The following is a 13,949-nucleotide window of genomic DNA, read 5'->3' on the forward strand; positions in this document are numbered from 1 at the left end:
CCACATACGGCATCACATACGGCCCAAAATCCGCACAGGCGGGGAGGAAAAGACATGTCATCACAAGATGCCGTTATCCTGAAAATCGAAAACGACATTGCCACCATCACCCTGAACCGTCCTGACCGGATGAACGCGCTTGACGGTGCGATGATTACCGGTTTGTTGCATGCCCTGGACCAGATCGAAACCGAAATAAAAAATATCGGGGCTGTCATCGTCACGGGCAGTGGGGGCACCTTTATGGCGGGCGGTGATGTTAAATTCTTCCATCAGCTAAGCGATATTCCGGCAGAGGAAGCCCACCCGCAAATCAGCGCCATGATCGACAAGGTGCACCATATTGTCACACGGCTGGTTAATTTGCCCTGCCCTGTTATTGCCAGTGCGTGCGGGGCCGTAGCCGGTTTTGGGGTCAGCCTTTTAAATGCGTGCGACATGGCAATTGCGGCAAGTGAAACCGTTTTCACTTTGGCCTATTGCCATATTGGCACCTCGCCCGATGGGGGTTCCACCCATTCGCTGGTACGGCTGGTCGGCATGAAAAAGGCCAAGGAAATTGCCCTGCTGGGGGATCGTTTTGATGCGGCCGAGGCCCTGCGCTTAGGGCTTGTCAACCAGGTGGTTGATGCTGGCGACCTTGAAAAAGCAACCGCCAAACTGGCCGCCCGGCTGGCAGCAGGCCCGCGTGGTGCCTTGGCGCGTACCAAGGCCCTTTTGAACAATTCACCGGAAATGGACCTGCAAAGCCAGCTTGCCGCCGAGGCCAAAGCCTTTGCCGAATGCGCGATCAGCGCAGATTTCCGCGAAGGCGTTGCTGCCTTTGTCGAAAAGCGCAAACCGGTTTTTAACGGCAAATAACAGGCACGGCGTTTTCGGTCGGTCCATGGCCCCGCCGGTTAAAAGGCGACAATGCGACCAGGCCGAAAATTGCCCGCCAAAACACTAGACATTCAGGGAAGAAACATGGCAAACCTTAACGGCAAAACCCTTTTCATCACCGGGGCATCGCGCGGCATTGGCAAGGAAATTGCCCTGCGCGCGGCACGGGATGGGGCCAATGTGGCGATCATCGCCAAAACCGACACCCCACACCCGAAACTGCCCGGCACCATTTACACCGCTGCCGAAGAAATCGAACAGGCGGGCGGCAAGGCCCTTGCCCTGAAAACCGACATTCGCGATGAAGACCAGATCGCCGATGCCGTTGCCAAAACCGTCGAGGCATTTGGGGGTATTGATATTCTTATCAATAATGCCAGCGCCATTAACCTGACGCCGACCCTGCATACCCCCATGAAGCGTTATGATTTGATGTCGCAGGTCAATACCCGGGCGACATTTGCCTGTGCGCAGGCCTGCCTGCCGCATCTGTTGAAATCGGATAACCCGCATATTCTGACCATGTCACCGCCCCCCAATATGAGCCCGCAATGGTTTACCAACCATCCGGCCTATACCATGTCCAAATACGGCATGAGCCTGGCGACCTTTGGCCTGGCCGCAGAATTTGCCGATGAAGGTGTGGCCGTTAATTCACTATGGCCTGTCACGGTGATTGAAACCGCCGCCCTTAACGTGATCCCCGGTCTTGAAGCCGGGCGCGCACGCAAACCGGAAATCCTGGCCGATGCCGCCCATGCCATTTTAACCAGCCCGGCAAAGCAGGTAACAGGCGGGTTCTTTACCGATGAATGTATCCTTGCAGCCATCGGCATCACCGATTTTGAACCCTATAACCTGACACCGGGCAAAGACCCCTATCCGGATTTCTTTTATGAACCCGATAAAAACGGCGCCAATGACCCGCATGTCGCATCTTTGTTGAAAATTATCGCAAGCCAGCATGCAGGCTAGCGCCCGCATGGCCGGTCGCGCAGTTCGCGCCGGTCACGCTGGTCACGCCGACCAGCCTGGTTAATGCCGCCCGGCCAATTTCAGTTTGTTCGTTTTGCGAACGCATTTTTTTCGTCGGCATCGGTACCCATGTGCTGATGCCACTTACCGGGGCCAAGCCACTGATGGTGCGGCCTCAATCGCCCGCGACCTCAACCCGCCCCAACCTACCGGGCGGGTTCTTTTTTTTACCGCGATGCTGTTTTGGCCATTCCCGGCCTGTTTGCCTTTATCCCAAAACAAAAAGAGCCGCCCGGCATATGCGCAAGGCGGCGTCTTTTTGGGGATCGGCGATGAATCAGTTAATGATCACGAAGCGCGCGTTGCCAGGGTCTGGCGCGGCATAACACGTTCATGACGAGCCGGAGTCGGCAGCATCATCTGAGTCTGCAGGGCCATATTCAGGTCCCGGCAGTTCTGATGACGGTCAAGGAAACGGTCGCACCAGCCTTTGGACTGGTTGGCCGAAAGGAACGCACAACGCAGCATCGCAAACTTGTTTGCGTTGTGGGTTTCGTCTTCGCCCGTGACATGTGACAGCCAGGTCGCAATGGCAGAATGGGCAGCTTCATCAAGCATGTCCTGCAAATTGCCTTTGGCAACGGCGCCAACCATGTCATCGCGCAATGCTGCGCGCAGTTCGCTGACCAGGCGGTCTTCAGCGATTTCGCTTTTCACGCCAAACGAACGGGTCCAGGCGCGTGCGGTTTCATTTAGCAACCGGGACATTGCCGCCGGTTCGCTTGACTGGCCAGACTTTGAAATTTCCACGTTACTCATTTCAACCATGATGCATTCCCTGTTCGGGTTATGTGAAGGTTAACAAAACGTTTCTTGTTTTCGTTAGTCTTCACAATGACCGGAATATAGTCTGAATCTTTGCCGAAACTTAGACGTTTTTGTGGCACGGGCCATGCAGAACCCACATGGGGCCATACCAATTACGCGCAGATTTTTTACTGGCTAAGCAGAAGTTTTTTCAGGGCTTTCCACCCCGATCAGATGCTGTCCCGCCATGATCTGGTCCAGCGGTTTGACCGGCCATGACAGGATTTTCAGCTTCTCTTCTTTCGTTAAGGCTTCAACACCCAAACGCGCCAGTTTTTCGTAAATGATGCCCACTTCTATCTGGGTACGGCGGTCCGGTTTGCGGGCCGGTAACAAGGCACTATGCAGCGCATTGGCATAAGGATCTTCGATCAGTTGCAGCAAACCATCACGCACGTCTTCGTCAGTATGCTGGGCCGTAATGCGATAAAGCGATGCCAGTTCTTCGGGGGTTGCCGTTTCTTCCGGGGTCAAAAACAGCTTCATCTTGCGGGCTTTCTGCCCCAGCCACAAAAGACTCGACCAGTGCGTTAACCAGGGTGACAGCACAAGACCCGCCAGAATCGGCGTCAGCCACCAGAAAAACGCCTGATCCACATAAAGCGCAATGCCACCCCAAGCCAGACCGGCCAGGATAATTCCAATATGGGTTTTGACCGCCGCCATGAAAGGCACGCCGGTATCATCACGTTCCTGGGCATCCCAGCCCACCTGATTCCCGGTCAGGACCGAAAACACGAACCGCGAATGCAGGGTCATCATGATCGGGGCCTGAAGGGCGGAATAGATCATTTCCAGAAGGCCGCTCAGCAATACGGCGACACCGCCATATTTGCGCCGGTCACGTCCCAGAAACACCATGAAGACCGAAATCACCTTGGGCAAAACCAGCATGCCGATGGTGAAAACCAGCAACACCACCATTTCCATCGACCGGTCCACCGGCCATTGCGGGAACATGGTGAACTGACCGGGGAAGAAGCTGTAGGTCAGACGCGAATTTTGCAGCGTCGCAATGGTCGAGCTTAACAGCAGCAAAAACCACAGCGGCGATGACAGGAAGCTCATTACGCCCATAAAGAAGTGCAGACGTGACAGCGGCAAAAAGCCCGGTGCAAAAATCAGGCGGGCATGCTGCATGTTACCCTGGCACCAGCGGCGGTCACGCACGGCAAAATCGATAAGGTTGGGCGGCAATTCTTCCCAGCTGCCTTCAAGCTGCGGGATCAGCCAAACCCGCCAGCCTGCCTTGCGCATGAAGGCGGCTTCGACGAAATCGTGGCTAAGGATATGCCCGCCCATTGGCGGTTTACCCGACAGAACCGGCAAACCACAGCAATCGATAAAGGCCTGCACACGGATAATCGCGTTATGGCCCCAATAATTGGAACTGCCCATGCACCAGAATGCCAGACCGGCCGACATGGTCGGGCCATGCACGCGCGAAATGAACTGCAGGATACGGGCAAACAGGGTGGAACGGCCGGTTGGCTGCGGCGGGCTTTGGATAATCCCGGAATCCGGGTTGTTTTCCATCAGATAGGCCATATTCACCATGGCCTCGCCCGACATGACACTATCGGCGTCAAACACGATCATATGATCATAGTTCGACGCATAGGTTTCGCAGAATTCCTTCAGGTTGCCCGATTTGCGTTCGGTGTTTTCCGGCCGGCGACGGAAAAAGATTTTACCGCGCGCATTAAGTTCCGAACAGGTGCGTGCCCAGGCCATTTCCTCGGCAATCCAGATATCGGGATCGCGGGTGTCAGACAGCACGAAGAAATCAAAGGCATCGATTTCGCCCGTGGCGGCAAGGCTTTCGTAGCTCGCGCGCAAACCGGCAAAAACGCGATCGGGGTTTTCGTTGTAAACCGGGATCACGATGACGTTTTTCGATTTCAGTTTGCCTTTGCGTTCAATCGGCTTCATCCGGCGCAGCGTGATGGCATCAATGCTAAAGGCGCGCAGGAAAATGCCGACAACACCGGTATAAAATGACAGGGCAATCCAGGCAAAATTGATGGTGAAAAAGGTAATCACCACCATTTCCATGCCGGTCAGTTGGTCAGCGCCCAGAACATCGGACATCAGCCAGGCGGCATAAAAGGTTGTTACCAGCGACGCGCCAAACAAAAACAGGCGCCGCACCGACGATGAAGGCCCCGCCAGCTTTACAGCCGGGTCAAGTTCTTCGGGGGTGCGGGGCATAGCCGGGCTGTCGGTCATCAATTTTGTTCCTGGGCAGAAAGACAGTTTTAAAGTTACGACGGTGATTTACGAACTGGACAGGCAGGATGATCTGACAATCAGAACGCCCAGGGCATGGTCCAGGTTTCGCTGATCACGCGGTCTTTATAATGCAAAAAGGCGCGCAGGTTCGAGGTCGGGGCTTCGCCCGTGCCTGCCAGATCAAACAGCACGCGCACGCCGCCATTTTCCTCGTCCTGAACAACGCGCACATTGCTGACATTGGCATTCGATGCACTGACATCCGCCTGCAGATTGGCAATATCATCCAGATAATAATCCAGATCACCGCCCCGGAAATTCAGCATGAAGCGGTGAATACCACCATTATCCTCGTCCCCGCCCGGTACCGGTGCAATCCGGGTATCAAGCGCGCGCGACATGCCATGCAATTCGCGACCGTCGCTCATGGCGGTCAGATCATAGGAAATTTCCATCGAATCACCGGCCTTGGGTTTGTTATCGGGCACCCAGAAGGCAACAATGTTTTCGTTAGTTTCATCAGGCGAGGGAATTTCGACCAGTTCGACATGGCCCTTGCCCCAATCACCCTTCGGCGTGATCCAGTAGCCCGGACGTTTTTCAAAATGCGCGCTGGCATCCTGATAATGGTCAAAATCGCGATCCCGCTGCATCAGGCCAAAACCACGCGGGTTCTGATCCAGGAACGAGCTGATCTGCAGGTTTTTCGGGTTATCAAGCGGGCGCCACAGCCATTCGCCCTGACCATTATGGATCAGAAGGCCATCGCTGTTATGCACTTCGTTGCGGTAATCGTCGAAATGGCGGCGTTTCTGTTCGCCAAACAGGAACATGCTGCTTAGCGGGGCGATACCCAGTTTCTGAACCTGATCGCGGAAGAACAGGTTCGCCTTGATCGAGGATACCGTGCGTTCACCCGGGAAAATATCAAACTGATAGGCACCCGTTACGCGCGCACTATCAAGCAGGGCATAAACCGTAACCTTGCCCCACGGATCGGTCGGCTGTTCGACCCAGAATTCGCGGAAAACCGGAAATTCCTCGCCATTCGGTGCAGCCAGATCAATCGCCAGCGCACGGGCAAGCTGCCCACGCACCTGGTTGCGGCCCATCACCCGGAAATAGCTGGCCCCCAGAAAGGAGACCAGTTCTTCATTGCTGGTGACCGAGTCGAGCGGATATTTCAGACGGAAACCGGCATAGCCCTGCGCGCCAACATTGTTGTCCGAAAGGCCGGTATCGGCAAAATCAAACAGGCTGGACGAATAAGGCACCGGCTGGATTTTACCATCCCGCACGATATTGATGCCCACCGGCACATCATACATGTAGCCGGGGTGATAAAGCTCCATCGAGAACCCGGTCGCGCCATCTTTCAAAAAGGCCTGATCGGATTTGAATTTGATTTTGGCATATTGCGCAGCGTCAAGATCGGCCAGCGCACCGGGCAGTTCGCGATGCGGGTTTTCAAACGGCTTTTGCGCCAGTTCGCGCGCCCGGTTAATCACGATATCCGGGGTAAATGACGGGGCCTGATCGGCCTGTTCTGCCTGCGCATTGGCATTTGCGCCGTCGCCTGCCTGTGCATTTTCTGCGGGCTGCGCCTGGGCATCGCCTTCGCCCTGTGCCGGGGCGGCACCATCGCCTGCCTGCCCGTTGGCAGCGGCATCACTGCCATTTGCGGCATCACCAGCGGCCGCATTACCCGCGCCATTGTCCGCCGTTTCGCCATTGGCCGGTGCATTTTCAGCATTGGCCGCAGGGGCATTATCGCCTGCCGGGGCGGCACCATCGCTGGCGGGTGCGGCATCATTGTTGTTGGATTGCGCCTGTTCGGCGACCGGGGCATCCTGCCCATCGGGTGCGGTATTGGCCGGTGCGGTGTTTTCCGGGGTCGTGTTGCCCGATGCTGCAGGCGCGTCTGCATTGCCCTGCGCATCATTGGCCGTGGTTTCAGCGGCTGTTGCGGTGACTGCCGGTTGTTTGCCGCCTGCATGGGCTTTGGTGCCAGCGGCCAGTGCCGGCTGGCCTGCAAGGCAAAGGGTGGTCAGCACACATGCCGATACCATCCCCAGCCGGGACAGGGAAAAGCCTTTCTGCGGGACACATTGCGAGTCAACCTGCTGGCAAATTTGCATTTTTTTCACGCCGAAACCTTTGTTGATATGCCTTGCGGGCTTTTGCACGATGAACGGGGCAGCAATGTGACAGTATTGCGCAATCAGGGATTTATCCCCTAATTGGCGGATATTGACCATACGGATTTAGGCCCAGTTTAAGGTCTTGAAAAGCCGGTTTTTCGCATGTTCAACGCTACAGGAATGTGAATGTTTCCACCGTGCCTGTCAAAAGCATGGAAAAGCTGCGTTTTTCGCGATTTTGCGCTGCAATAAAACTTTTATCCGCCCCGCAATTTCCGGTCGGCACTGGTGTTATCCAGGACAATTAAAAGCCTGATTTTCCGTTTGAAAACAAAAACAAACCCGCCAGACTCTGCGATGCGAACAGGTAGCAACCATTCTACCGGAAAACCACGGCATTTCGGCCCCCACATTTTTTGCAGGGCAGCAAAAACCCGTGATTGCATGATGGATTCGTTTCACAATCCCGCCAGTACCGGAAAATCTATTCTTGGGTATGAGATGCCCAAGGGGCCTGCTGGCCATAATGCCCCATCGCCTTGACAGCATTCATTAATGCCCCTGGCCGCCCGCCACGACTTGCACATTCATACCACGCAAGGTCGCCCTGATCTATTTGATCACGCAAGGGGAAACAAAGTAGCGGACACCAGCCTAAAGCGCGGCAGGTGCAAAACCGTCAAACATGCCGTGATAGGATTTGGCAGGTGGTGTGCCATAGGTACTGTGTTTGCTGGTTGCCAGTTTCAGTTCTGCCAGACCTTCAACCATTTTGATGGCGGCCTGCACCCCGTCAATCACCGGCACACCAAGGTCGGATTTCAACCGATCTGCAATGTCGGTCATGCCCGCACAGCCAAGGACGATGGCTTCTGCACCGTCATCGTGCAGGCTTTTTTGTGCCCGCTGGTACAGGGCATCATAGGCCATGGCAGCGTTTTCGCCTTCAAAATCCAGTGTTCTGACGCCAGCGGCACGCACCACACAATCGCGATCCGCGCCATATTTGCGCACCAGATGTTCCAATGGTCGCACAGAAACATGCATTGGCGTGACAATGGCATAGCGCCCGGCAAGGGCCTGGGCAAAACGAATGGCCCCTTCGCACAGGCCCATCACCGGTGCGTGGGTCAGGCAACGGGCGGCATCCACGCCGGTATCATCAAAACAGGCCACCACATACCCATCAATGCCAGTGGGGTCGAGCGTGCGGATAACCGAAAGCAAACCGACACTGGCAAAGGCCTCGTCGTAATATCCTTCGATGCTGTCGGGGCCAAAATCGGGATTAAGGGCAATCACCTGATTATGGGGATAAATGGTGCGCTGCGCCTGGTCCCGGATTTTATCGGTAAAACCGACCGACATATTCGGGTTGATCACCGCAAGTCTGGACATTCTATCGCCCCCTGGATCACGCCTTGCGACGGCGTAACAACACCACCGCCCCAAAGGCCAACCCGATAACAACAAAGGAAAAAACCGTCGTCAGCGTGCCCAGCGCATACAGCACCGGTGTCGTGACATTGGTTGTCATGCCGTAAATTTCCAAAGGCAGGGTGTTTAACGATCCTGCCGTCATCAATGTCCGGGCAAATTCATCGTAAGACAGCGTAAAGGAAAACATCGCAACGCCAATCAGGCTGGGTGCCACCATTGGCAACACTACATGGCGCACCGTCTGCCAGTTTGACGCGCCCAGATCACGGGCTGCTTCCTCGAACGAGGGATCAAAACGGTTAAACACCGCAAACATGATCAAAAGGCCAAACGGGAAGGTCCAGGTCAGATGCGCCCCCAGGGCCGAGCTGTACCATTGCGGCTGCAACTGAAAGATATTGAACAGCAAGCCGATGCCCAGCGAAATCAGGATGGAAGGTACAATCAGGCTGGCAATCGCCAGGTAAAACACCACCGTATCGCCGCGAAACCGCCGCCGGAAGGCCAGGCCCGCCATGAAAGACACCACAACCGTCACCACCATGACAATCAGGCCCAGCTTGAGCGAACGCAGAAACGACCCACCAAAATCCCCCACCGCCTGCTGTTCAAACAGGTTTACAAACCAGTGGAAGGAAAATCCATTCATCGGGAAAGTCAGCCCGCCATTTGGCCCCTGAAAGGACAGGATAAAAATGGTCAGCATCGGCCCGTATAAAAACAGGACAAACAGGGCAAAGAAGGCAGCAAGGAAATAAAAGGCCGTTGGTCGTTTTTCACGCGTTACTGCCATTTTAAAGCTCCTTGCGAATATCAACGAGGCGCAAAAGGGCGGTTACGATCAACAGCACCGTAATCAGCAGCACAACCGCACTGGCCGCTGCCGCCGGATATTGCAAAAGCCCGATTTCATTGGAGATCTGCAACCCGACCGAGGCACTTTGACCGCCGCTCATCAAACGCACGGTGATGAAATCGCCCATCACCACCGTAATCACAAAGATCGAGCCAATGGCGATACCGGGTTTGGACAGCGGCAAAATCACATGGCGCAATGTTGCCCAGGCGCTGGCACCGTTATCGCGTGCCGCCTCAATCAGGGAGCGGTCAATGCGCATCATCGAATTGAAAATCGGCACCACCATGAACAGGGTGTATAAATGCACATCCGCCAGAACCACGGCAAAGTCGGAAAACAGCAAAAATTCAAGGGGTTCATGAATGACACCAGCCCCCATCAGGGCCTGGTTCAAAAGGCCGTTGCGCCCCAAAAACGGAATCCACGAAATCATACGAATGATATTCGATGTCCAGAAAGGGATGGTGCACACCATGAACAGCACGATCTGCCAGGTAAGGCTTCGGACATGAAAAGCCAGGAAATAGGCCACGGTAAAGCCGATCCCCAGCGTAAAGGCCCAGGTCAGCGCCGCATATTTGAAGGTATTAAGGTAAATTTTCCAGGTAACGGATGTCCCCAGAAGGTAGCTGTAATTTTCTAAAATAAAGTCGGGCAGGATACGGTATTCGTCATAATCCCAGAAACTGACCACCACAATTGTCAGCAGCGGTATCACCAGAAAAATGGCAAATACCAGCGCCATGGGCGTGATCAGAAAATAGGAACCGCGTTTGGAATTGGATGCTGACATACCGTTCCGCCAAATTCAGAAATTTCCCAAAGGATCACCGGGCCGCCGCATGGGCGGCCCGGTCGCCTTACCCCCGCATCAGGCGGCGATAAATTCGTTCCACTTGCGAACCATGTGTTTGTTTTCATCCATCACAGAGTTCCAGCAGGCAACATGGCCCATGCGTTCTTCGTAAGAACCGCCATCACGTACGGCACCGGCCTTTTCCATGACCTTGCCTTCCGGACTGACGATATCGCCCTGGGCTTCCTTGCCTTCCATCCAGTAACCCCATTCATCTTCGGTCATAAATTTCTTGGCAGTTTCCGGTGCGGCACTGTAATAGCCCTGACGGTTCAGATAGGCGCCAACCCAACCCGACAGATACCAGTTGATATATTCATAGGCGGCTTCCAGCTCGAGGCCGGAAAGATGCTTGGCCAGGCCAATACCACCACCCCATGCACGGTAACCTTCCTTGAGCGGCTGGTATTTGCATTCGATGCCCTTGGAACGAACAGCAGCCACGGCCGGCGACCACATCGACTGGATCACGACTTCGCCCGACGACATCAGGTTCACCGATTCATCAAAGCTTTTCCAGAAGGCGCGGAACTGGCCATCCTGTTTCGCCTTGATCATCAGCGCGATGGTCTGGTCGATTTCGTCTTTGGTCATGTTGCCCTTATCGCCATAGGTGATTTCACCCATGGCCTCGGACACCATCGCCGCATCCATGATGCCAATCGACGGAATGTTCAGGATCGATGCCTTGCCTTTGAATTCAGGATTGAGAAGTTCTGCCCAGCTGGTGATCGGACGGCCGATCAGATCGGGGCGGATACCCAGGGTATCGGCATTGTAAATGGTCGGGATCAGCGTCATCCACTGGGTGGGGGCGCTGGCAAAATCGGTGCTGTCCGGGCCTTCGACAAAGCCGACCTTGTGCGGGGCGGTACCCTGGGCAATTTTGGAATCCGGGGTCAGCTTGCCGGAAATGAATAGCGGCGAGATTTTATCGTAATTCTTGATCTTGTTGGTATCCATCGGCTGCAGGGTGCCCGCCGGGAAAACCTTTTTACAAATCCAGTATTCGATATCGGCAATATCAAACGAATTGGGCTGGGTTACCGCACGCTGTGCCACGGCATCGGAATCAAGTGCCGTCATTTGCAGGGTAAAGCCCAGATCTTCCTTAACCTTGTCGGCAACGGCATTGATGTTGGAAACACCAGTACCAAACTGGCGCAGCGTCACATTTTTAATGTTCTGCGCCCAGATGGTCGGGAAACCGGTAATCGCACCCGAACCAATGGCAACACCGGCCGTGGCAGCAGCCCCTTTAAGGAAACCGCGACGGGTAACATCCTTGCCCGGAAGGATGGACTTCGATTTAATCTTGTCGGTCGTCATGTGAAGCTCCTGATAAAACGATGTTTTTTTTAAGGGTCTGCACCCTGATTTCAGGCCAGAACATGTGCGTGTTCGGGTTCCCAGTAGGCGATAAACTTTTCCTTCCTGCGCACGGGCGCACGCCGAAATTCGCTTTCGGTCTTCATAAGGGTGATGTCCTTGCCATCTATCGTGGTGGCAACGATCCGCACCCAAAGCCCCAGATATTCGACTGTCGTGATTTCAACCGGGATCTGGCATTGCTCGGCCCCGGCGGGAATTTCCTGCGCCAGGCCGATCAGATCGGTCCGAATGGTAAATTCAAGGTCTTCGCCGGTTTTCGCATCGCCATGCACCGGCAACACAAACTGGTCCGGGCCGCGTTCAATGATGGTGGCGGTTGCATCAGCACGGGTAACCCGGCCTTTGAAAATGTTTTGCCCACCCATAAAATTGGCAATAAAGCGCGAGCGCGGACGATTGAAAATTTCTTCGGGTGATCCCTGCTGGCGAATAACGCCATCTTCCATCACCACCACCATATCCGAGAGGGCCAGTGCCTCGTCCTGGGCGTGAGTAACATGGACAAAGGTAATGCCCAGATCCTGTTGCAGGCGGCGCAATTCATCGCGCATCCGCGCACGCAAAAAGGGATCAAGCGCTGAAAGCGGTTCGTCAAGCAGGAGGACTTCGGGCTGCGTAATCAGCGCGCGCGCCAGGGCAATACGTTGCTGCTGCCCCCCTGAAAGCTGGTCCGGCTTGCGATCTGCAAATTTTTCCATATGCACGCGGGCCAGCATTTCGGTGGCGCGTTCGGCCCGTTCCGCCGGAGAGACACCCTGCATACGCAGGCCGAACGCCACATTTTCCGCACAGGTCATGTGGGGAAACAGCGCGTAATTCTGAAACATCATTGCCGTGCCACGCTTTACCGGTGGCAATTCCGTTACATTACGCTGCCCGATCAACAGATCCCCTTCGCTGATCACCTCGTGACCGGCGATCATGCGAAGCGTTGTTGTCTTGCCACAGCCCGAAGGACCGATCAGACAGCAATAGGCGCCAGCCGGTATTTTGAGATCGATCGATTTGACTGCGATTGTACTGCCGTAATATTTACTGACAGCGATCAGCTCAATGGCACCATTACCCGTCATCCGCCCACCCGATACTGCATGCAAAATTGTCAACAATCCGTGTTTTGGATTGTTAGCAAGTGCCATGCCATATCGATAATGCCGTGCAAATCCTCGCTTTTTAGCCCCATAGGTTGATCAGCTCGCGGCATATGTGCCATTTTTATGCGCAGATCATGTTTATTTTTTAATCATTGATACGTGCCCGCACATTTTTTGATCTATTCTGATTTGCGCGAAACTGTTTCTTCGGTTTTTTGTTGTGCAGATCGTCAACAATTTTGTAAAACATATATATGAGTCCTTCGACCTCCCACCAGGAAAGACGCGCCGCTATGGCCCACCCCGCCGAGCCCCAACGCTTTACCGGCAGCGGAAAATTACGGCCGGAAGAACAGATTTATCAGGAAATGCTGGGCGCGATCCTTGATCGGCGCCTGGAACCGGGCATGAAGCTGGTCGAAGAAGACCTGGCAAAAACCTTTGGCGTCAGCCGTGCGCGCATCCGCGCTGCCTTTTTGCAACTGGCCCATGACAAGCTGATCAATCTGGTTCCCAATCGCGGTGCCTTTGTTGCCGAACCCACCATTGACGAAGCCATCGAGGTTTTTTCTGCCCGCCGCATGATCGAAGATGGCGTGGTGCGCAAAGTCACCGCGCAAATGAATACCGATCGCGCCGAACAGATCCGCGCCCATCTGGCAGCCGAACACAAAGCCCACCATGACGGCGATCATCGCGCCGCGATTATTCTGTCGGGTGAATTTCACCTGCTGCTGGCGCGCCTTGCCAATAATCTGGTGATCGAGGAATTTTTGGAACGGCTGATTTTGCGAAGCTCGCTGATCATTGCGATGTATGAAAGCCCGCAACCTGCCGATTGTTCGCATGATGACCATGACGAATTGCTGCGCGCCCTGACCGGTGGCGACCCGGATGCCGCCGCAAGCTGCATGGCCCGCCACCTTGATAACATCCGCGACCGCCTGCAGCTTCACCGCGAAAAACCTGGCAAAACCGATTTCGCCAGCATATTCGGCCGCCAGCCAACCAGCAAAGCGGGCTGACCGCCAAAACATCCAAGCACAAGTCTAACAGGCGCCCTTCCGGCGTGCGGCAGCAAACGCCCGGCGGGGCCTGCACAAACAAACTGCAGCCCTGTTATCACCGACATTTACCGCCCCTCCAGCGGCAGGCAACCAACAAAAAAGCCGGCTGCAAAAGCAACCGGCCCCTTGTGCCCCGCAGGCCGG

The 13,949-nt window shown here is 55.0% G+C and carries 11 protein-coding genes; 3 read left to right on the plus strand and 8 right to left on the minus strand.

Annotation, left to right across the window (positions count from 1 at the left end):
• Window positions 1-54: 54 nt before the first annotated feature.
• Window positions 55-861, plus strand: a complete 807-nt coding sequence (locus CSC3H3_RS18615) for an enoyl-CoA hydratase/isomerase family protein (RefSeq protein ID WP_101285794.1) — start codon at window positions 55-57, stop codon at window positions 859-861.
• Between the two features lie 105 nt (window positions 862-966).
• A complete protein-coding gene (locus CSC3H3_RS18620) occupies window positions 967-1,857 on the plus strand; it encodes an SDR family oxidoreductase (protein ID WP_101285795.1) in 891 nt (296 codons plus the stop codon).
• Between the two features lie 348 nt (window positions 1,858-2,205).
• Here CSC3H3_RS18620 and CSC3H3_RS18625 read toward each other — a convergent pair whose 3' ends face one another.
• The 8 genes from CSC3H3_RS18625 to CSC3H3_RS18660 form a co-directional block, all read right to left on the minus strand.
• On the minus strand, window positions 2,206-2,685 hold the full coding sequence (locus CSC3H3_RS18625) for a hypothetical protein (protein ID WP_245881184.1): 480 nt from the start codon (window positions 2,683-2,685) through the stop codon (window positions 2,206-2,208).
• Between the two features lie 174 nt (window positions 2,686-2,859).
• Window positions 2,860-4,953 (minus strand): glucans biosynthesis glucosyltransferase MdoH, encoded by a 2,094-nt coding sequence (gene mdoH / locus CSC3H3_RS18630; RefSeq protein ID WP_101268888.1) that lies wholly within the window; start codon window positions 4,951-4,953, stop codon window positions 2,860-2,862.
• An 80-nt stretch (window positions 4,954-5,033) separates the two neighbouring features.
• Window positions 5,034-7,094, minus strand: a complete 2,061-nt coding sequence (locus tag CSC3H3_RS18635) for an OpgD/OpgG family glucan biosynthesis protein (RefSeq protein ID WP_245881392.1) — start codon at window positions 7,092-7,094, stop codon at window positions 5,034-5,036.
• 657 nt (window positions 7,095-7,751) lie between these two features.
• The gene (locus CSC3H3_RS18640) at window positions 7,752-8,495 is read right to left on the minus strand and encodes an aspartate/glutamate racemase family protein (protein ID WP_101285796.1); all 744 of its coding nucleotides are present in this window, start codon (window positions 8,493-8,495) and stop codon (window positions 7,752-7,754) included.
• 16 nt (window positions 8,496-8,511) lie between these two features.
• Entirely contained in the window at window positions 8,512-9,330 is an 819-nt protein-coding gene (locus tag CSC3H3_RS18645; RefSeq protein WP_101268882.1) for an ABC transporter permease, read from the minus strand.
• 1 nt (window position 9,331) lies between these two features.
• Entirely contained in the window at window positions 9,332-10,189 is an 858-nt protein-coding gene (locus CSC3H3_RS18650; protein WP_101268880.1) for an ABC transporter permease, read from the minus strand.
• Window positions 10,190-10,267: 78 nt separating this feature from the next.
• Window positions 10,268-11,581: an ABC transporter substrate-binding protein gene (locus CSC3H3_RS18655; protein WP_101269104.1), complete on the minus strand. Its 1,314-nt coding sequence runs from the start codon at window positions 11,579-11,581 to the stop codon at window positions 10,268-10,270.
• Window positions 11,582-11,631: 50 nt separating this feature from the next.
• Window positions 11,632-12,717 (minus strand): ABC transporter ATP-binding protein, encoded by a 1,086-nt coding sequence (locus CSC3H3_RS18660; protein ID WP_101285797.1) that lies wholly within the window; start codon window positions 12,715-12,717, stop codon window positions 11,632-11,634.
• Window positions 12,718-13,031: 314 nt separating this feature from the next.
• On the opposite strand from CSC3H3_RS18660, the gene CSC3H3_RS18665 reads away from it, so the two are divergent.
• The gene (locus CSC3H3_RS18665; RefSeq protein WP_101285798.1) at window positions 13,032-13,763 is read left to right on the plus strand and encodes a GntR family transcriptional regulator; all 732 of its coding nucleotides are present in this window, start codon (window positions 13,032-13,034) and stop codon (window positions 13,761-13,763) included.
• The last annotated feature ends 186 nt before the right edge of the window (window positions 13,764-13,949 follow it).

Origin of the sequence: Thalassospira marina (assembly GCF_002844375.1) — a bacterium.
Lineage (GTDB): Bacteria > Pseudomonadota > Alphaproteobacteria > Rhodospirillales > Thalassospiraceae > Thalassospira > Thalassospira marina.

What these genes read in the sequence shown, in the direction of transcription:
- CSC3H3_RS18635 (WP_245881392.1), bottom strand. Translation starts at nt 7,094, where the DNA reads ATGCAAATTTGCCAGCAGGTTGACTCGCAATGTGTCCCGCAGAAAGGC.
- CSC3H3_RS18640 (WP_101285796.1), bottom strand. Translation starts at nt 8,495, where the DNA reads ATGTCCAGACTTGCGGTGATCAACCCGAATATGTCGGTCGGTTTTACC.
- CSC3H3_RS18655 (WP_101269104.1), bottom strand. Translation starts at nt 11,581, where the DNA reads ATGACGACCGACAAGATTAAATCGAAGTCCATCCTTCCGGGCAAGGAT.
- CSC3H3_RS18650 (WP_101268880.1), bottom strand. Translation starts at nt 10,189, where the DNA reads ATGTCAGCATCCAATTCCAAACGCGGTTCCTATTTTCTGATCACGCCC.
- CSC3H3_RS18645 (WP_101268882.1), bottom strand. Translation starts at nt 9,330, where the DNA reads ATGGCAGTAACGCGTGAAAAACGACCAACGGCCTTTTATTTCCTTGCT.
- CSC3H3_RS18625 (WP_245881184.1), bottom strand. Translation starts at nt 2,685, where the DNA reads ATGGTTGAAATGAGTAACGTGGAAATTTCAAAGTCTGGCCAGTCAAGC.
- CSC3H3_RS18620 (WP_101285795.1), top strand. Translation starts at nt 967, where the DNA reads ATGGCAAACCTTAACGGCAAAACCCTTTTCATCACCGGGGCATCGCGC.
- mdoH (WP_101268888.1), bottom strand. Translation starts at nt 4,953, where the DNA reads ATGACCGACAGCCCGGCTATGCCCCGCACCCCCGAAGAACTTGACCCG.
- CSC3H3_RS18615 (WP_101285794.1), top strand. Translation starts at nt 55, where the DNA reads ATGTCATCACAAGATGCCGTTATCCTGAAAATCGAAAACGACATTGCC.
- CSC3H3_RS18665 (WP_101285798.1), top strand. Translation starts at nt 13,032, where the DNA reads ATGGCCCACCCCGCCGAGCCCCAACGCTTTACCGGCAGCGGAAAATTA.
- CSC3H3_RS18660 (WP_101285797.1), bottom strand. Translation starts at nt 12,717, where the DNA reads ATGACGGGTAATGGTGCCATTGAGCTGATCGCTGTCAGTAAATATTAC.